Annotated in this window: 20 protein-coding genes; 12 read left to right on the top strand and 8 right to left on the bottom strand. The window is 40.6% G+C overall.

Annotation, left to right across the window (positions count from 1 at the left end; all coding sequences use genetic code 11):
- Window positions 1-796 precede the first annotated feature (796 nt).
- The gene (locus NPUN_RS17925; protein WP_012409920.1) at window positions 797-1,465 is read right to left on the bottom strand and encodes a hypothetical protein; all 669 of its coding nucleotides are present in this window, start codon (window positions 1,463-1,465) and stop codon (window positions 797-799) included.
- Between the two features lie 299 nt (window positions 1,466-1,764).
- Window positions 1,765-1,890, bottom strand: coding sequence for a hypothetical protein (locus NPUN_RS44150; protein WP_272913918.1), 126 nt, complete (start codon window positions 1,888-1,890; stop codon window positions 1,765-1,767).
- Window positions 1,891-2,094: 204 nt separating this feature from the next.
- Here NPUN_RS44150 and NPUN_RS17920 point away from each other — a divergent pair, with 204 nt between their 5' ends.
- Window positions 2,095-2,466 (top strand): DUF2237 family protein, encoded by a 372-nt coding sequence (locus NPUN_RS17920; protein ID WP_012409919.1) that lies wholly within the window; start codon window positions 2,095-2,097, stop codon window positions 2,464-2,466.
- A gap of 62 nt (window positions 2,467-2,528) precedes the next feature.
- On the opposite strand, the gene NPUN_RS17915 is transcribed toward NPUN_RS17920, so the two are convergent.
- Together NPUN_RS17915 and NPUN_RS17910 are read right to left on the bottom strand one after the other, a co-directional pair.
- Window positions 2,529-4,583, bottom strand: coding sequence for a hybrid sensor histidine kinase/response regulator (locus NPUN_RS17915; RefSeq protein ID WP_012409918.1), 2,055 nt, complete (start codon window positions 4,581-4,583; stop codon window positions 2,529-2,531).
- A gap of 4 nt (window positions 4,584-4,587) precedes the next feature.
- A complete protein-coding gene (locus tag NPUN_RS17910; protein WP_012409917.1) occupies window positions 4,588-5,160 on the bottom strand; it encodes a chemotaxis protein CheB in 573 nt (190 codons plus the stop codon).
- A gap of 633 nt (window positions 5,161-5,793) precedes the next feature.
- Here NPUN_RS17910 and NPUN_RS17905 point away from each other — a divergent pair.
- The 5 genes from NPUN_RS17905 to NPUN_RS17885 all read left to right on the top strand — a co-directional run bounded on the left by NPUN_RS17905 (window position 5,794) and on the right by NPUN_RS17885 (window position 10,506).
- Entirely contained in the window at window positions 5,794-6,294 is a 501-nt protein-coding gene (locus NPUN_RS17905) for a DUF2231 domain-containing protein (RefSeq protein WP_012409916.1), read from the top strand.
- Window positions 6,291-6,908 carry a DUF2231 domain-containing protein gene (locus NPUN_RS17900; RefSeq protein ID WP_012409915.1) on the top strand — a complete coding sequence of 206 codons (618 nt, stop codon included), beginning with the start codon at window positions 6,291-6,293 and terminating at the stop codon, window positions 6,906-6,908. The genes NPUN_RS17905 and NPUN_RS17900 overlap by 4 nt, the downstream gene beginning before the upstream one ends.
- Window positions 6,909-7,053: 145 nt before the next feature.
- Complete coding sequence (locus NPUN_RS17895) at window positions 7,054-7,980, top strand: cytochrome c oxidase subunit II (protein ID WP_012409914.1); 927 nt, start codon at window positions 7,054-7,056, stop codon at window positions 7,978-7,980.
- Between the two features lie 13 nt (window positions 7,981-7,993).
- The gene (ctaD, locus tag NPUN_RS17890) at window positions 7,994-9,655 is read left to right on the top strand and encodes a cytochrome c oxidase subunit I (protein WP_012409913.1); all 1,662 of its coding nucleotides are present in this window, start codon (window positions 7,994-7,996) and stop codon (window positions 9,653-9,655) included.
- A gap of 248 nt (window positions 9,656-9,903) precedes the next feature.
- Window positions 9,904-10,506, top strand: coding sequence for a cytochrome c oxidase subunit 3 (locus NPUN_RS17885; protein WP_041566265.1), 603 nt, complete (start codon window positions 9,904-9,906; stop codon window positions 10,504-10,506).
- Between the two features lie 134 nt (window positions 10,507-10,640).
- Here the strand turns inward: NPUN_RS17885 and NPUN_RS17880 are convergent, their stop codons facing one another.
- The 3 genes from NPUN_RS17880 to NPUN_RS17870 form a co-directional block, all read right to left on the bottom strand.
- Window positions 10,641-11,420: a hypothetical protein gene (locus NPUN_RS17880; protein WP_012409911.1), complete on the bottom strand. Its 780-nt coding sequence runs from the start codon at window positions 11,418-11,420 to the stop codon at window positions 10,641-10,643.
- 174 nt (window positions 11,421-11,594) lie between these two features.
- A complete protein-coding gene (locus tag NPUN_RS17875; protein WP_041566264.1) occupies window positions 11,595-12,431 on the bottom strand; it encodes a CheR family methyltransferase in 837 nt (278 codons plus the stop codon).
- A gap of 219 nt (window positions 12,432-12,650) precedes the next feature.
- Window positions 12,651-13,187, bottom strand: a complete 537-nt coding sequence (locus tag NPUN_RS17870; RefSeq protein WP_012409909.1) for a hypothetical protein — start codon at window positions 13,185-13,187, stop codon at window positions 12,651-12,653.
- 805 nt (window positions 13,188-13,992) lie between these two features.
- Between NPUN_RS17870 and NPUN_RS17865 the strand changes: the two genes are divergently transcribed.
- The 4 genes from NPUN_RS17865 (at window position 13,993) to NPUN_RS17850 (ending at window position 16,250) form a co-directional block, all read left to right on the top strand.
- Entirely contained in the window at window positions 13,993-14,733 is a 741-nt protein-coding gene (locus NPUN_RS17865; protein ID WP_012409908.1) for an LmeA family phospholipid-binding protein, read from the top strand.
- Window positions 14,734-14,760: 27 nt separating this feature from the next.
- Window positions 14,761-15,312, top strand: coding sequence for a DUF2231 domain-containing protein (locus NPUN_RS17860; protein WP_012409907.1), 552 nt, complete (start codon window positions 14,761-14,763; stop codon window positions 15,310-15,312).
- 316 nt (window positions 15,313-15,628) lie between these two features.
- Window positions 15,629-16,045: a ribosomal maturation YjgA family protein gene (locus NPUN_RS17855; RefSeq protein ID WP_012409906.1), complete on the top strand. Its 417-nt coding sequence runs from the start codon at window positions 15,629-15,631 to the stop codon at window positions 16,043-16,045.
- The gene (locus tag NPUN_RS17850) at window positions 16,023-16,250 is read left to right on the top strand and encodes a DUF167 domain-containing protein (protein WP_012409905.1); all 228 of its coding nucleotides are present in this window, start codon (window positions 16,023-16,025) and stop codon (window positions 16,248-16,250) included. The genes NPUN_RS17855 and NPUN_RS17850 overlap by 23 nt, the downstream gene beginning before the upstream one ends.
- Before the next feature lie 85 nt (window positions 16,251-16,335).
- Here NPUN_RS17850 and NPUN_RS17845 read toward each other — a convergent pair whose 3' ends face one another.
- Window positions 16,336-16,947, bottom strand: a complete 612-nt coding sequence (locus NPUN_RS17845; RefSeq protein ID WP_012409904.1) for a glutathione S-transferase family protein — start codon at window positions 16,945-16,947, stop codon at window positions 16,336-16,338.
- A gap of 202 nt (window positions 16,948-17,149) precedes the next feature.
- On the opposite strand from NPUN_RS17845, the gene NPUN_RS17840 reads away from it, so the two are divergent.
- Both NPUN_RS17840 and NPUN_RS17835 read left to right on the top strand, forming a co-directional pair.
- On the top strand, window positions 17,150-17,851 hold the full coding sequence (locus NPUN_RS17840) for an SOS response-associated peptidase (protein ID WP_012409903.1): 702 nt from the start codon (window positions 17,150-17,152) through the stop codon (window positions 17,849-17,851).
- A gap of 184 nt (window positions 17,852-18,035) precedes the next feature.
- Window positions 18,036-18,557, top strand: a complete 522-nt coding sequence (locus NPUN_RS17835) for a photosystem I assembly protein Ycf3 (RefSeq protein WP_012409902.1) — start codon at window positions 18,036-18,038, stop codon at window positions 18,555-18,557.

The raw sequence follows: 18,557 nt of genomic DNA, 5'->3' as shown, positions 1-18,557 counted from the left end.
ATTTTTTAATCAACTATCTCGCTTTTGTAAACCTGATGAAACTCATCAGCTTTGCTTATTTAAAAGTAAGCAACTAGATATTATGTAGAAATTCTGATTGTATTGCCTATTGATCTGGGAATAATAGCTTTGTAGATTACCGCTATTCCAAAAAAATTAACCCTCGGCTTACCACTGGGGGCTTTTTCTGTTTGGCAAAATGGCATATCTATAAATTAGGCCGTTGCTATGGTATTTGAGTAGGATACATTCCATGCGAAAAAGTACTGACTTGCATTACCCCTGGCTAACTACCAGGGGTTTTTATTGGAACTTCACTTTAGTAATTGTGGAACTCTAAAAAAAATTTTCGCTTCCTGAAATCTTGCAAGGTGTAGATAAGCCACACTCTATGGTTTCAGGAAAGTACAACTCATCTTCCTTGCAATATCTTCCACAAACGCTTGTGTCTTGCCGCGTTTGTATTGCTTTGATCCTCCATTGGTCAAAATCCTCATTTTGTCACATAATACGCACAACCCTTGCAGTTGTGTACTTACTTGATACAAGCCCGCTCACAACCACAGTAATTAAGGGAAACTTATCAATAAAAAAACCGCGATTCCACCTGAGAATGCGGCTTATATCCTGCATGGATTTGTTTTACTTATACCTTGAGTGGGAATCTTGAGTGATCCTCGGCGGATTATAATTTCAGCAGTAAACCTATTACCAAGTTTAGGAAGGGCGATGGCGTACCCGCCCGTATTAAGAACGATCGCAAATGGGTGATGATTAAATTGGTTGCTGACAAGTTTTATTTAGTTGAGAAAACCAATAATTCCTGACTATTGCTAGCAGATTGTTTCCTCAGCGCTACCCTTTCCTGAGTAGGTATAGCGTTGATTTTAAATGCTAGATTGCTATTATAATTAAGCAGCCAATTATTCAAATTTCCTTGATAAGCAGAATATGATGGTATGCCAAAAGCTTGATCTGTAGTTTCCCAAAAGATATGTTTCATAACATAGGTATTATTCAGATGAATACCTAACCAATATTTTGTATTACCCTTTAATTTAACTGGAGTAGGAAAAGTGAAACTAAATTGATTTTCTGTAAATGTCTGTAGAACTTTTTTACCAGTATCTTTCACACTTACATTGAAAACATTTGCCTGGTATAAAGGAACCGAACTAGGTTTACCATTTATGTCAGCAAAGATGTAGTATTTAAGAGTACCATCCCATCCGCTTAAATTGTTTTGGTCTGTAGTCCAAAAACTAACTGTTTGTAAGGTAACATTTTGGGGAAATGAAAAATCATCTGCCATTATGTCAGAAGTTATATCATAGCCATTTCCATTAACTGGTGTTGGCGGAGCATTAAAAATCAGCAACGGTTGGAATTGTGCTGCACTTGGGATACTTGTACTTAACAATAAAATTCCTGAGTAAAAGAATGATTGTAATCTTAGCTTCGGCATGATTTGAACTCCTGAAAGCCAAAAAATTATGGGTAAAAATTAAAGGAATAAAATTTGAATCAATTCTGACATTTATCCTGGCTCAATCCAATTCCTACTACTACTATGTTTTATAAGCTAAAGCTTTTCAAAAAATCTAGAGTAGTTTAGCTGAATTAATTTCAAATTTAGATAAAGTTAATTACTATTTTTAAGTATTACGAGCATAACTAATTTAGTAATTTATACTTAATAATTGGGTTTTTCGCTTTACCCCCAATCGCAGTAGACTTTCGGTAAAAAGATACTTGTTACTAGGTTTAGCAAGCGCGATGGCGTACCCGCCAGCCGTAGGCGATCGCAAAGAGCAATAAAAATCTGATTAAAGATAGGGCTTTTGAGTAGTACATCAAACCTTTATAACTTAGTAGAACTTTAATTACCACAATGACAATTATGTCTGCGCCTAGAGATTCTACTGGGATATTGCTCTATTCTTAATAACCGTAAGATTGACAACTTGGTTATGAGTAGTAGTTATAGAATTCCCTGCTTTTCTGAATTAATTAGGGATAGCGATTTTTATTTAACAAGGAAAGTGTCAATATAGGCTTATATCAGAGTGAAAAATTAAGTGCAATAAATTAACGATGATAGAAGCTAAAAATGTAATTGGTGGAAACCTAGAAGCCTGCTGTACTTCTCCCATGACTGGGTTTTACCGCGATGGTTTTTGTCGCACAGGTGGTCAGGATTTTGGGTCGCACGTCGTATGTGCCGAAGTGACCGTAGAATTCCTAGAGTTCACGAAATTGCGGGGGAACGACTTAAGCACACCTGTTCCTGATTTTAATTTTCCTGGATTGAAGCCTGGCGATCGCTGGTGTTTGTGTGCTTCTCGCTGGCAAGAAGCTCTCGAAGCAGGTGTTGCTCCACCTGTCATTCTCTCTGCAACCCATGCTAGAGCTTTGGAAGTGGTTTCTTTAGACGAACTGAGAAAGAATGCCGTAGTTTCCTCTTGATGGGGGCAAAGAGGAGGCAGAAGTTCTTTAATTTTGAATTTTCTCCCATTTCCCAGTCAAAATCAACTTACTGGAACTTGAACAGATAGCTTTAATACACTGGCAACCATAGCAATCAATTTAGTGGGGTCTATTGGCTTAGATAAATGCTGCTGAAACCCTGCTGCAAGCGCTTCTAAGCGGTCTTCTTCTCGCGTGTACGCTGTTAAAGCGATCGCTGGCATACATCCACCTTTTTCTGGTTCTAAAGAGCGCAGTTTCCGAATTAGTGTATAACCATCTTGCTCCGACATACCGATGTCGCTAATCAGGATATCTGCTTTTGCTTGCTCAAGTACTGCTAATGCTTCATCAACTGATGCTACCGCAGTGGCGATCGCTCCATACTCTTCAAACATAAAACTGAGAAAGTTACGGGTATCTGCTTCGTCATCTACAACTAAAACTTTTAATCCAGCAAGCGGTGTCGATGCCACAGAGGAAGAAATTCCTTCTGCGGCTTCTCTATTTTCCCTATTCCCTCTATTCCCTCTATTGTCTTGTAGCAGTGGTAGTCTCACAGTAAAGGTTGCTCCCTGTCCACTACCTGGACTTTGGGCAAATATTGTACCTTTATGCAGTTCCACTAAATGACGGACGATCGCTAGTCCTAGCCCTAGTCCATTGTGCGATCGCGTTGTGGTGCTGTCTGCTTGTCGGAAACGCTCAAATACTTTCGGTAAGAACTCAGAACTGATGCCTATACCCGTATCGATAACTTGAATTTGGGCATATTTTTGAGTTGTTTGTTGTTCTTCACCATAGACTATTGACAGATTCACTTCGACTCTGCCGCCCTTGGGGGTAAACTTAATGGCATTAGTTAAGAGATTCCATACTATTTGCTGTAACCGCGCTGGATCGCCATAAACTGAACCGACTGAAGTATCTAAGACAGTATTTAATTGAATCTCTTTTGGCTCTGCTAGCGGACGCACTGCTTCTAAAGCTGCCTCCATCACTGAGATGAGATTCACCGCAGAGACGTTTAATCGCAACTGTCCACGGATAATCCGAGATACATCTAAGATATCCTCAATTAGTTGCATCTGAGATATAGCATTGCGTTCAATGGCCTCTAGGGCGCGGGAAGTGGCTTTGTCGTCAAGTTTCTTAGAGCGGAGAATTTTTGACCAACCCAGCATCGAGGTGAGAGGTGTACGAAGTTCGTGGGAGAGAACGGCAAGAAACTCATCTTTCATCCGATTTGCTGCTTCTGCTTCTTGCCTTGCGGTCTGTTCTCTAATTACTTGAGCGCGGACTTCTTCTGCTTGCTTGCGTTCAGTAATATCTTCGAGAGTGCCTACATATCCCAGCAATTCCCCTTGACCGGAAAGCATTGGTGATGAGCGAACCTGAACCCAACGAATGATGCCTTGAGCAGTTTGAAAGCGAAACTCTTCAGAGTAGTCACGACCCTCACAAATGTAGTTAGACCAACTAGCAACTGCTCGTTCTCTATCTTCTGGATGAACAGATTCTAGCCAGCTTTTTTCTAAACTCTCTGTCGCCTTCAAACCACAAATTATTTGATAGCGAGGATTAGTATATCTACATCCTCCTTCAGTATCAATTTCAAAAATGCCGACGGGTGAACAGGTACTTAGCGATCGCAATCGTTCTTCACTTTGCCTGAGTTCCGCATTCATGGCTACCAACTGCGCTGCTTGTTGCTTGATAGCTTCTGTTTTCTTAAATAGTTCTACAAATACTGTGACTTTAGAAGTCAAAATATTGGGGTCTAATGGTTTGAGCAAATAATCAACTGCACCCAAGGCATAGCCTTTAAATAGCATTTGGTCGCTGGTGCTGAAGGCAGTGAGAAAGATAATTGGAGTGTGACGCGATCGCCCCCGATTACGAATCAAGGTTGCAGTTTCAAAGCCATCCATCCCTGGCATTTGGACATCTAGCAAAATCACTGCGAAGTCTTGATGTAGCAGACACCTCAAAGCTTCTTCGCCAGAAGTCGCTCTCACCAAATTCTCTCCCAGTTTTTCCAGGATTGCTTCTAGTGCTAGCAAATTTTCTAGTTTATCATCCACTAGAAGGATGTTTACTTTGGGTTCCATCTGCATGGGTTTATTTCCGTGATGAGTGACAGAGCTTGACCATTTGGGAAGCTATGTTTGAGAGTGTCAAAATCCAGTCTACTGTAACAGCAGAAATTGCTGCTTCTGGCATAATATCGCTCTCAGCTGTAGTAGGGTCCTGTACGATAGTTATTCCTCCCCGCGCTTTTATTTTCTTAAGACCTTGCATACCATCTTGATTTGCTCCTGTCAATATTACACCAATAACTTGCTCAGTGTAGACATCGGCTGCTGACTCAAACAACACATCAATAGATGGTCTGGCATAAGAAACTGGCTCATCAGTCGAAAGAGCAAAGTGACCTGGTTCAACCAGTAAGTGATAATCTGCTGGAGCTATGTAGATATGTCCTGGTAGTATTTCGTCTTTGTCTTCCACTTCTCGAATCGGCAGTGAAGTAGACTCTTGCAATAATTCCTGGAGTGTGCTGTTAGATTCCTTGTGACGGTGTTGCACGATCGCGATCGGCACTATGAAGTCTGCTGGTAACTTCCCCAGAATAATTTTTAATGCTGATAATCCGCCTAAAGAAGTACCAATCACCACAATTTTAAACGACACTTGTTTCGTCCTCACATTTGTAGAATGCGAGTTTCAATCTTAGTGTGACTTTATGGCTCATAAAATCTTTTCAGCTTTCTCCCGTAAACCACAAATACTAACTTACCTTGATTCGTATTTATACCAACTAATCAAAATTATTATATATTTTTGTCATCGATATTACAATTAAAGATTTTATCATTGTGAAATACTTAACAGAAAAATATTAACATTGAGGGTTTTTAAAATATTTATCAATGCCAGAATCGCTACATTATAAAAATACTTTTTTGCTAAATAACGAACTTTTAAAATTTTAATTATTATTGTTTTGACAATTCATAAAAATTTACTTAAGCTAAAGGATAGGTTAAGCAAATCAATAAACAGCAGCGATTTAGTTTAGCTCCATCAAGAATTGCTGTTGCAGACTATTGGCATGAGGAAGTTAATCGCAATCAAAATTATTCCCTGTCGGCAAGCTCATTAGATTTAGCTGCAAAAAGCTAAGACATGATTAAGCGTATTGCACCGCGCACATATTGAACATATTCCGGTCAATTATCGATGGATACTTGTGGTGATATTAGTAAGTATCTATCAATCATGGAAGTTTGACCACAGTGCGGTAGATATGTCCAGGAGAAGACAATGCTTGAGTATTTTACATCATTGAACGACCACAATTTACCCTATCCAGATACGATTCATCCCATCGTTGTCCACTTTGTAATTGCGATGGTGTTGTTTTCCTTTTTCTGTGACGTAGTTGGCTATTTTACTGGTAAATCCAGTCTTTTTGAGGTGAGTTGGTGGAACATGTTAGTTGCCACGATCGCTATCTTCGTGGCGATCCTTTTTGGTCAGTTTGAAGCGGGTTTAGCACAACCTTATAGCCTCGCTAAATCGGTACTAAATTTGCATACGCTAATTGGTTGGTCGCTTTCAGGAATCATCACCGCGATTACAGCTTGGCGCTATGTAATTCGTGCCCGTAACCCACAAAAAATATCAATTTATTATTTGGGAGCCGGGTTAATTTTGACCCTGATAGTTGGCTTGCAAGTATATCTCGGAGATGAACTTGTTTGGGTGTATGGATTGCATACAGTGCCAGTTGTGGAAGCAGTAAAGGATGGTCTGTTGCGATGAACTCAGAATTAATCGATCAATTGAGCGGCTCTTTAGGCGCAAACGGATTACCTTACACAATTCCCATTCATCCCAACTTAGTCCATCTGACAATAGGTTTGTTCATCATTGGAATGACCTTTGATATTGTCGGTGTTCTGTTCCCCTTTGAAAAATGGGTCTTCAAATTTTTAGCAATTACTGTGGAACGTTCCAACTTATTTGATGTTGGCTGGTACAACATGCTAGCTGCCAGCATCATCACATTTTTCACAGTGGCAGCAGGCTTTTATGAAATGCTATTGGCAACACCACCAGCTGATATAAAAAGCGCCTGGGGATTGCAGGCAATGGAAACTATGCTTTGGCATGGTGTAGGTGGTGTGTTCTTATTAGCGCTGATTGTTGTCTTGACCATCTGGAGAGCATGGCAGCGCTTCGTTTGGGCCAAACAAGAATATAAACAGACAGATAGAGAAGTGCAATGGATCTATCTGTTAGCAGGCATAGCAATCATGTTCATTCTGTACGTCCACGGGACACTAGGGGCGCAAATGGCTGCCGAGTTTGGCGTACACAATACAGCAGATAATTTGCTGCGATCGCACCAAGACCTAAACACAATACTCAAATAGTCATTTGTCAATTGTCCTTTGTCATTTGTTTAAAGTTACTAACCAATGACCACTGACTAATGACCAATGACCAATGACCAATGACCAATGACTAACGACCAATGACTAATGACCAATACTTCGACTTCGCTCAGTACAAGTGACCATGAAAATCCAGAAGATTTTAAATATTTTGACGCTGCTTACAGGCGCGATCGCAGTGACTGTTACAAGTCTCTGGATCGGGCAGCAGGCTTACTCCTGGCTTCCCCCCCAAGCAGCAGCCGAATCCCTACTAATTGATGATTTGATTAGCTTCTTAGTAACCCTCGGTTCTTTCATCTTCTTGGGAGTAACAAGTACTTTAATGTATTCTGTGATCTTCCATCGAGCAATCAAAGATGACTTCACCGACGGCCCCCCAATTGAAGGTAATATCACCTTAGAAGTTGTCTGGACAGCAATTCCAATTCTGTTAGTTTTGTGGATTGCGGGCTACAGCTACCAAGTTTACGAACAAATGGGGATTCAAGGCCCATCGGAAATAGTTCACCTGCATAATCCATTGGGAATGGAATCGGCTTATGCAGAACCAAAAGATTCGCCAGCTAATGCTTTAGCGGAACCTGTAGAAAAAATCGACGTACTAGCTAAACAGTGGGCGTGGGTTTTTCATTACCCAGAAAGAGATATTACCAGTACCGAATTGCATTTACCTAGCGATCGCCGGATACGTTTAGCATTGAAATCGCAAGACGTTCTCCACGGCTTTTATATACCTGCATTTCGCCTCAAGCAGGATATTATTCCCAACCATGCGATCGACTTTGAATTTACTCCCATCCGCCCTGGTAAATACCGATTGACCGATTCTCAATATAGCGGTACATACTTTGCGACGATGCAGGCGAATGTAGTTGTCGAATCTCCTGAAGATTATCAGCAGTGGCTAGCACAAGCTGCAACCCAAAAGCCATCCATAGCAAAAAATCAGGCGGCTTCTGAGTATGCCCAAACATCCAATCAATCAGTCCAAACTGGTTGGGTTACAGTTCCACCTGCTGCACCTCCTCTAGTCAATTCACCTGGTTGAAAGGAAAGTAACCATGACTAATGTTCCTATTGAAGGTATTCTTCTCCCTAATGAGAAGCATAACCACGAATCTCCAACTAGCTGGAAAGAATACTTCAGCTTTAGTACTGACCACAAGGTAATTGGTATCCAGTATCTTGTTACCTCATTTTTCTTCTTTCTCATCGGCGGTATCTTTGCGATGGTGATGCGGGGAGAACTGATGACACCCGAATCAGATTTAGTAGATCGCACCGTCTACAACGGTATGTTCACCATGCACGGCACTGTGATGCTGTTTTTGTGGACATTTCCCTCACTGGTTGGTTTTGCCAACTATTTAGTACCCCTGATGATTGGGGCGCGAGATATGGCATTTCCCCGCCTCAACGCCGTCGCCTTTTGGATGGTGCCAGTAGTCGGAATTATCATGATGGGTAGCTTCTTTGTCCCTGGTGGCCCAGCCCAGGCCGGTTGGTGGTCTTATCCGCCAGTCAGTCTTCAGAATCCCACAGGTAACTTGATTAATGGTCAAGTTCTCTGGCTCTTAGCGGTGGCAATATCCGGCGTATCCTCAATTATGGGGGCAGTGAACTTTGTCACCACAATTGTGAAGATGCGGGCCCCAGGAATGGGCTTTTTCAAAATGCCCTTGTTTGTCTGGGCAGTATTTAGCGCCCAGATTATTCAACTCTTCGGACTACCTGCATTGACAGCTGGTGCGGTAATGCTGCTACTCGATCTCACAGCAGGCACTGCCTTTTTCGACCCCGCCAAGGGTGGTAATCCAGTAATGTTTGAGCATTATTTCTGGTTCTACTCCCACCCCGCCGTTTACGTGATTATTTTGCCCATCTTCGGCATTTTCTCGGAAATCTTTCCAGTTTATTCACGTAAACCCTTATTTGGTTACAAAGTAGTTGCCGTTTCATCCATCTTGATTGCAGTAGTTAGCGGTATTGTTTGGGTACACCACATGTATGTCAGTGGTACACCCAGCTGGATGCGGTTGATTTTCATGCTGACGACGATGTTTGTATCTGTCCCCACAGGAATTAAAGTATTTGCTTGGGTAGCAACTATTTGGGGCGGTAAACTGCGGTTAAATACCCCCATGCTGTTTGCTTTGGGTGGATTAATCATGTTTGTCTTCGCTGGCATCACAGGCATCATGCTTTCCTCAGTGCCCGTTGATGTCCACGTTAATAATACTTACTTTGTAGTGGGACACTTCCACTATGTCCTCTACGGTACGGTGACAATGGGCTTGTATGCTGCCATTTATCACTGGTTCCCCAAAATGACCGGGCGCATGTACTCTGAAAGCTGGGGTAAAATTCACTTCTGGTTAGCCTTCATCGGTACTAACCTCAACTTTTTACCTATGCACCCCTTGGGATTGCAAGGCATGTTACGCCGAGTTGCTTCCTACGCCCCAGAGTATCAATTCTGGAATATCATCGCTAGTTTGGGCGGATTCCTCTTAGGAATGTCCACCTTACCCTTCATATTCAACATGGTGATTTCTTGGATGCAAGGCGAGAAAGCACCCGCTAACCCTTGGCGAGCGATCGGACTAGAGTGGATGGTTTCTTCACCCCCCCCAGTAGAAAACTTTGAAGAAACTCCCATCATCATCTCTGAACCCTATGGCTACGGTAAATCGGAACCCTTGACAGCTAACCTCTCAGAATAACCCAGGCTATCCTACCGTATACACACAAATCTTTTAGGTTACTCCGTAACTTAGGGTAAGTTAATTTTTGCAGGTCGATGCAACAAACTTGCAAGTCGATACAACAAACTTGCAAGTCAATGCAACAAACTTGCAAGTTGATGCAATAAAGGTAAGGTCAAAAGACTTGTGTGTACACCGTAGCGCAACGAACTATGTCTCCTTTGCGTTTTAAATTCAACCCTCAAGCTAAAAGCAAAACTCCACCAATGGACAGTTATATCAATTTAGATGAATTGCACCACGCAGCCGCAGAACATACGCACGACGAAGAAGGCAACAAGATGTTTGGCTTCATTGTCTTTCTACTGTCTGAAAGCGTCATTTTCTTGAGCTTTTTCGCCGGATATGCAATCTACAAAACAACAACTCCTAACTGGCTACCAGTTGGTGTTTCCGGGTTAGAAGTAAAAGAACCGGCAATCAACACAGTAATTCTTGTCGCTAGTAGCTTTGTAATTTACTTAGCCGAACGCGCCCTGCAACGCCATGATTTAGTGAAATTTCGCCTGTTTCTCTTGACAACAATGGCGATGGGAACTTACTTTTTGGTTGGGCAAGCGATTGAATGGAACGGCCTCGATTTTGGCTTCACCACAGGGGTATTTGGCGGAACATTTTACCTGCTAACAGGTTTCCACGGTTTGCACGTTTTCACCGGCATTCTGTTGCAGTCGATTATTTTGGTACGTTCTTTCATCCCTGGCAACTACGACACAGGACACTTCGGCGTGAACGCGACTTCGTTGTTCTGGCACTTCGTCGATGTTATCTGGATTATTTTGTTTATCCTCATCTACGTTTGGCAGTAAATGAGAATGAGGGAGTAATTTCTCCCTCTGTTCATTCAATTCAATTAATGATTGCAACACATCCTTGGGTAAAGACGCGATTCATCGCGTCTCTACAAATGGTCTATTTCTCGCATTCTTTTTGCAAATGGGTATTAGACTAAATAACTCGTATTTGGGACGATCGCAAAAAAGGCATACTCATACCAAGCAGTCCAAATGAAACTGCGAATCCATCGCTGGCGCTTTTCGGGACTCAATTCATATTCAAACGCGCCACTAGATACATCAATGGAAGATAAGTGAGAGTTACAACCACAGCCGTGTTGATAAGTAAAACCGTATTTAGAAGCAATACTTTGCACCTTCATCTGAATCGCAAACACCTTACCTGCATGGAGTATGGCATCCCAAGCACGTTTGTGTTCAATATCGCGCCGATCAAATCTTAAGGCGCGTTCTTCAAAAACATGCTCGCGGTAAATTGGTGCTAGATGCACATGATAAAAGCTGGCAGGTAGTTCATAACCAAACTCGTTGAATAAATCTATGCCAATGTGAGCCACTTTTACTTCATCAGCATATTCTGTCCCCTTTGACTCCACATCACGGAGAATTTTTGCAAAGTTTGGATAGCTGTCTTTGAGAAAGTCTTGCCCAAAAAATTCTAGGGTTTCCCATGCTAGTTGTGTAAATAGCTGGGAGAATGATGGTATCAAGTGAGCTAGTTGGGGGCGATCGCTAAACAAATCAACATCGCCATACTCTAATTTATACAGGAACAACTGTGCCATCTCAACATAGCTTTGGGGATGAGAAAGTCCGACACTCGTGCTTCCTCTAGCAATGTCTTGCCATATAGAAGGTAGTTGAGAAACGTGAACCGCATTTTCTCCAGCAATGACTGCAACAGGAGGGCATTCGAGAAGCTGCATCGACAATCTCCTTTAAGACTTTAATGTGTAATTTACCTTAAGCAATAGCTAAGTGTATCTTCTGAACACAATTAAAAATGTTTTACAGACTGTCTTTTGACAGAATTGCAACTTTATTCTACAATTTAAAATCAAAACTTTTTACTTCATATAGTAGTTCAAACAGCTTGGATTTTAAGCACCAGCTATTTTTTTATATAGTTTCTCACCTTTGACTATCTCTTCATAGTGCTGTTCATAAGAGGTGAATCTGATGGATTCTTGTTTTCCTAAACCCAAAATTCCAAAGGTGCAGAGGCTATTATAAAATAGTTGGTGTACCCGCTTTTGAAGTGCCTGATTGAAATAGATCAGGACATTACGACAAATAATAACATTAAATTCATTAAAAGAACTGTCAGTTGCTAAATTATGCTGGGCAAACACAACATTTTCTCTGAGAGATGATCGAAAAATAGCATTGTCATAAGCTGCGGTATAATATTCTGAAAATGACTTCTTGCCGCCTGCTTTCAGGTAAAGATGAGTATATTCCTGCATCAGTTTTAGAGAAAAAATACCACTTCTAGCATTTTGTAATACCTTTTCATTAGTATCAGTTGCATATATCCGGCAACGGTGATAAAGTCCTTCTTCTTGTAGTAGAATTGCCATTGAGTAGACTTCTTCACCCGTAGAACATCCAGCGTGCCAGATGCGAATAAACGGATAGGTTTGTAAGAAGGGGACAACTTGATTTCTGAAGGTGTTATAAAAGCTCGGATCGCGAAACATTGATGTTACATTCACCGTTAGAGCAAGCAAAAATCGTTCTAAATAAGCACGGTTGTGGAGTAAACGTTCTTGCAAAGCAGAAATATTAGCTAGCCCCTCTAATTGCATAAAGCTCTGAATGCGGCGCTTGAGTGAGGAAAGAGCATAATCGCGGAAGTCATAGCCGTAATATTGATATACCCCTTCCAAGAGAAGATGTATTTCGATATCCTCCAAGGTAGGTTTTGGCAAAGTCATAGTAGGAATTAGCATATATGCTGAACCAGCTATTTAAATATGCTGGCAATACAATGAGTTAAGGTGCTTGGAGTTTCAAATAACTGTTTTCCAAAACGCCTTATGGATCAAAAATTATTCACATTCTAGGCTACTAGAGTTTTTAGAACTCAAGTGCATCTTACGCCTAAAATAGCTTGCTGGCTCTATTAAATTTGATAACGGTGCTAATTATGGGTTTCAGTTTAACTTAATTGCTGTTACTGCTAAAACAGCGATCGCTATTATTGAAATCCCAGCTAGCCATCTAACCTGAGAACGCAGATTTTTAATCTCTTGGCTGAGATTTTCTGTCGGTGGTAAGGGATATGGTTGAAGTTCTGCAACTTTAACAGCTACCTCTTGAGGTATATTTTTGGTACTTCTAAAAGTTACCTGGGTGTGTAGCCAATTAGTAATCAATTGCGGACAGTTTTTCTTAAACCAATTGAAAGCTAAAATTCTAAAAACTGGTTTAGACATTCGGGCAATTAATTTCATTACCCTGTTTAAAGGCTTCATGCGAAGCTTTTGATTGATTAGATTGACTGAACCAACATCATAGAGACAATCCAGAATTAGTTTTACAGTGGCTTCTTCACTGTTAATTAAGTTTTGCAGCAAAAGGAGAACGTCATGTATCCGCTCTGTTTCAATAACCTTTTCTGCCAATGTTTCTGGAGTGTTTACTGAAGGACTTACGGTTGTATTTAGGGCGTTTTGTCTTACTATCGTCATATTGGTAACATAGCAGCCATAATAAAGCCAGTACACCTATCTACCGAGAGAAAGATTTTTTATCTAGAGAGAGAATGTAAAAGCTAAAAGTTGTTTGTGAGATATATCACTACATCGTCTCTGGAAAAAAGCTATTTGTCTAGTTCCTATGAATCTTTTATCGACTTCTTTTTATAACAAACCGCAGAGACACAGAGAACCCAGAGCAGGAGAAGGGAAAAGGGGGAGAATCTCAGCCTAAAAATGGAAATATCTATCAAGCTTGCTATGACAAGTCAGATTGCCTCGCTGGATGCTGATTCTGTCGCTAAATGATACTTATCAGAAAGTTTCTATCAGCAAGAGGATAAATTTATTAATTTAGCACTTGATTTTATAATTGAAATTCTTTCTAAAAATGACAAGTTGCCAAAATTCAAAGCCAACATGAAAGAATATATTACTAATGGTGTTTAATTAGGATGGCTGATTGATAATAAAAATCAGCAACCTTTAGTTTATCTTCGGGGTGGTTAAATTACTCAATATCCAGCTATGGCAAGATTAGTTTGTGAAATTTTTGTGCTTAGTCTCACCTGCATTTTCACAAAAATACGATAATCATGAGGAAATTTATACTAACTAAATATGAAGATTGGCTAAATAAAAAAATACTTCAAAATTACTATAAATTATGTCATTCTACTTTTAGATAGATAATATTTAAATCTATATTACCTCGCCAGACAGATAAAAATATAGTCTTAATTTATTAAATTACTTCAAGGACATCTTAATTTAGCTATTTATAGGAGTTAATTTAATAATGCCAGAAAGTTCTGGATTAGGAGAGCAGGCCCTGAATAAAGCTGCAGAAATAGGCTTATCCAGCCAATTAGATGAAGCCGAGAACTTAGATGTAAACATTAAAACAGACCCGCTAAAACTAGTTCAGGGGCAAGTAGATTCAGTCAGCGTTGAAGGCGAAGGTTTAGTAATGCAAAAAGACCTCCGTATGGAGGAATTAAAAATGCAAATGACTGATGTTGCCATAAATCCTCTGAGTGTGGCTTTAGGTAAAATCGAACTTAGCCAACCTACTAAAGCTAATGCCCAGGTTGTGTTAACCGAATCTGATATCAATCGCGCCTTTAACTCAGAATATGTGCGATCGCAGCTGCAAAGTCAAAAAATCCATGTTAACGGGAAATTGACGACTATTGAACCACAAAATGTAGACTTTCGGCTACCTGGTGATGGAAAAATAGCACTAAATGCCAGTATAAAATTAGTAGAAACAGGTGAGAATCACCAAGTTGCTTTTTCTGCGATCCCTCAGATAAGCCCTAATGGAAAAACAGTTTCTCTAGAAAATGTTGAGTATGGTGAAAGTGAAGAAATATCACCAGATTTGACAAAAGCTTTGATAGACGAAACTAGCGAGATTTTGAATCTGAGTAATTTTGATTTAGAGGGAATGAATCTACAAGTTAGGCAACTAAGAGCAGAAGTAGGCAAGCTAACCCTACAAGCTGAAGCTTATATTGAACAAATCCCTTCTGCTTAAAAACTAATTAATTGAGGATACTAAATAATGGAAAGTACAGAAACAACGCAAACAAGTTCAACACCTTTTCCCAATATTCCACCAGTTATTGAAAGTAATGACAGTGAATATCGGGATACTGGCGTACCTAGCACAGTTGCGATCGCAGGACATCCCCTACATCCCCTGAGTGTGATCTTTCCCATCGCCTTTTTAGCCGCCGCCTTGGGAAGTGACATCGGCTACTGGTTAACTGGTGATTTCTTTTGGGCTAGGGCTTCGCTATGGTTAATCGGACTCGGATTAGCTGGAGGTTTACTCGCTGCTGCGATCGGTCTGAGCGACTTTTTAAAAATTGAACGAGTTCGCAAGCGCACCGCCGGTTGGGTGCATTTGATCCTTAACGTTTCTATCCTAGTTTTATCACTAGTCAACTTCCTCCTACGTTGGGGCGACGCTGAATCCCGAATAGTACCCTGGGGACTGTTAATCTCACTCATTGTGGGTACACTGACCAGCGCTTCCGGCTGGTTCGGTGCCGAACTCTCCTATCGCCACAAAATCGGTGTAGTGGGTGCTGGTAGCAGAAGATATCCCTAACAAGGCTTACGCAAACAATAGCCGAAAAGAAAGATTTTCTTCTTAGAGCAATTTATGTAGACGCAAAGTGGTGAGCCATTCCGGTGTATGGGTTCTCCGGCATAAAGGAAGTAGCGTTAGCGTAGCGGTAGCATACCCTTATGGGGAAGCAAGCTACGCGCAGCGTCTCGTAAAAAGGTAAGAGCATCACCCGCAGGGTATTCCCCCTACAGCGTGTAGTTTGATGTAAATACTATTAATAAAATACAAAATTAGGAATTCCTAAGAAAGAGCAGTGTAGAGGCTAAAATTTTCGTTAGTCTTTAGCCTTCATAAAATGCTCGAATCTCGTAATCAAACAATATTTATTATTATTTCTATGCTCATCGTTGTACCGATGGGCATTTTGTCTAAGTTTTACAGTGGGCCTGGTCATCAGTGGTTTAATGACTACGGAGGAGATATACTTTATGAAATATTTTGGTGTCTATTTGCTTTTTGGTTGTTCAGAAGTCGGGCGGCCATAATCCAAATTCCTATATGGGTTTTTGTCATCACCTGTATACTAGAATTCTTACAACTTTGGCATCCGCCACTATTAAATGAAATTCGTGCCACCTTGATAGGTAAATTATTACTTGGTACTACTTTTGTATGGTGGGATTTTCCTCATTACGCATTGGGTTGTATTGTAGGTTGGTTATGGCTGCGACAATTATATAAAATTGGTTATGCAAAAAAAAGTCAAGGTTAAACCTAATTCAAAACAGCAAAAAATTGAAGAACAACCTGATGGCAGTCTGACTGTATATTTAAAATCGCCTCCAGTTGATGGTAAGGCTAATGAAGAGTTAATTAAACTCCTAGCAAAGAAATTTGATGTAGCCAAATCTGATATCAGAATTAAGTCGGGTTTGTCCTCTCGGCAAAAGCTGATAGAAATTGATAGAGATGTTTAGTTGCTGCTGAGTAGTATGCCTTCTTCCCAAGATATCCCCTAGCAGAGCCAATAAATGAGAGATACAAACTTGTAAAATCGACTTTTTATACTTCTGTAATGCTGATATATCTTGGTTGAGCTTTGACTCTTTTTATCCAAGCTTGAATAGCAGAAAATGGTGTTAAATCGAACCCACCTTCGTCAGCTACATGAGTGTAAGCAAACAAGGCAATATCAGCAATCGTATAACGCTCTCCTACAAAAAAAGTGTTAGAGGTTAAATGTTTTTCCATCAAGCTAAGTGCTGCATAACCTGGTTCGCGTTTTTCCTTGATAGCTTCACTATATTCTTCAGTTTTACCTAAAATAGAAATCCAAAATCTTGATGTAGCAATGAAAGGTTCATGGCTATACTGTTCAAAAAATAACCATTGCAGCACTTGCGCTCGTAAAAAGCGGTCATAAGGCAAAAATTCTGTCCCTTCACTCAGATATACCAATATGGCATTTGATTCTGCTAAGTATTGCCCTGGCTCAATTTCTAGAATAGGTATCTTTCCGTTAGGATTTTTACTTAAAAACTCTGGTGTTCGAGTCTCGCCTTTCAAAATATTAAGCTCTACCCTCTCAAAAGGCATACCTAGTTGTGTGAATAAAAGACGTATCTTATAACCATTACCTGAAGGTAAAAAATCGTACAAACGCAGTAGTTCCATGCTAAAATGCAGTTATCAATATGTTGATAAGTTAAGGTTCAAAATACAATATCTTACCAAAATATTTTCCCAAAACCGGATAATTTCTTTTAAAATTTAGCTTTTGAGTACTAAATAAAATTATCTGAAAAAATAAAAAAAATATTATTGATTTCTAAATTGAGATATTTATTTAATTTAGTTAGTGGTTGGGAATAAAAGTATGTGTGGAAGATTTACTCTAAACCAGTCAGCAGAAGCTCTAGCCCAATTTTTCCATGTCGAGCCAGTTCTGAATTTAGCAGCCGATTTTAATATTGCACCTACCCAAATGGTGGCAACAGTGTTACAAAACCCCGAAAGCGAAAAGCGTGAATTTCAGCAGTTGCATTGGGGATTAATTCCCTCATGGGCAAAAGACGCAGGAATGGGAGCAAAGCTGATTAATGCTAGGGCAGAAACTGTTGCCGAAAAACCGTCTTTTCGTTCGGCTTTTAAGCATCGTCGCTGTTTAGTGTTAGCTGATGGCTTTTATGAGTGGCAACGCCAACAAGGTAAAAAGCAGCCATTTTATTTTCGCCTTGAAGATGGGCAACCCTTCGGCTTTGCAGGTTTATGGGAGAAATGGTGTTCGCCTGCTAACGGGGAAATAATCTCTTGTACAATTTTGACAACGGCAGCAAACGAATTACTTCAACCTATCCACGACCGGATGCCAGTGATTCTAGAGCCAAAAGATTACGATTTATGGCTAGATTCTCAAGTCCAAACGCCCCAAACCCTACAGCAGCTATTGCGTCCCTATCCAGCGCCAGCAATGATTTCGTATCCAGTTAGCACCTTGGTAAACAACTCTCGGCATAATAGCCCAGAGTGCATCATCCCACTCAGTGAGGAGAACGCCCCCACAAATCAGTTAAATTAACTATTGAGCGTGCTAAGGGATTGGGAGATGAGGGAGATGAGAGAACAGGCGAGAAGGGAAGCAGGGGGACAAGGGGGAATTATTGAACAAGTCTCCCCTTTCTTCCTTGTCTCCCTTGTCTCTTCTTAATGCCAAATGCCCCACATGCCCAATGCCCCATATTTAGTAATACCCAGAGACAAATATGCCAAGAACACAAAAAAACGATAATTTTGTTGACAAATCCTTTACAGTGATGGCAGATATCATCTTGAAGATCCTGCCAACCAACAAAAAAGCTAAAGAAGCGTTTGTTTATTATCGAGATGGCATGTCGGCCCAAGCAGAAGGGGAATATGCTGAAGCATTAGAATACTATGAAGAAGCTCTAACACTAGAGGAAGATACCAACGATCGCGGTTATATTCTCTACAATATGGGGCTAATCTATGCCAGCAACGGCGACCACAACAAAGCTTTAGAACTGTATCACCAGGCAATTGAGTTAAACCCACGCCTACCCCAAGCCTTGAACAATATCGCTGTGATTTATCACTACCAAGGCGAAAAGGAAAAAGAAGCTGGAGATAACGAGGCTGGCGAAGCACTCTTTGACCAAGCCGCAGACTATTGGATTCGAGCTATTCGCATGGCTCCCAATAACTACATCGAAGCCCAAAACTGGCTGAAAACCACCGGGCGATCGCAGATTGACGTATTCTTTTAG

The organism is Nostoc punctiforme PCC 73102 (assembly GCF_000020025.1).
GTDB lineage: Bacteria > Cyanobacteriota > Cyanobacteriia > Cyanobacteriales > Nostocaceae > Nostoc > Nostoc punctiforme.
This window is presented reverse-complemented; position numbering and strand designations above follow the sequence as displayed.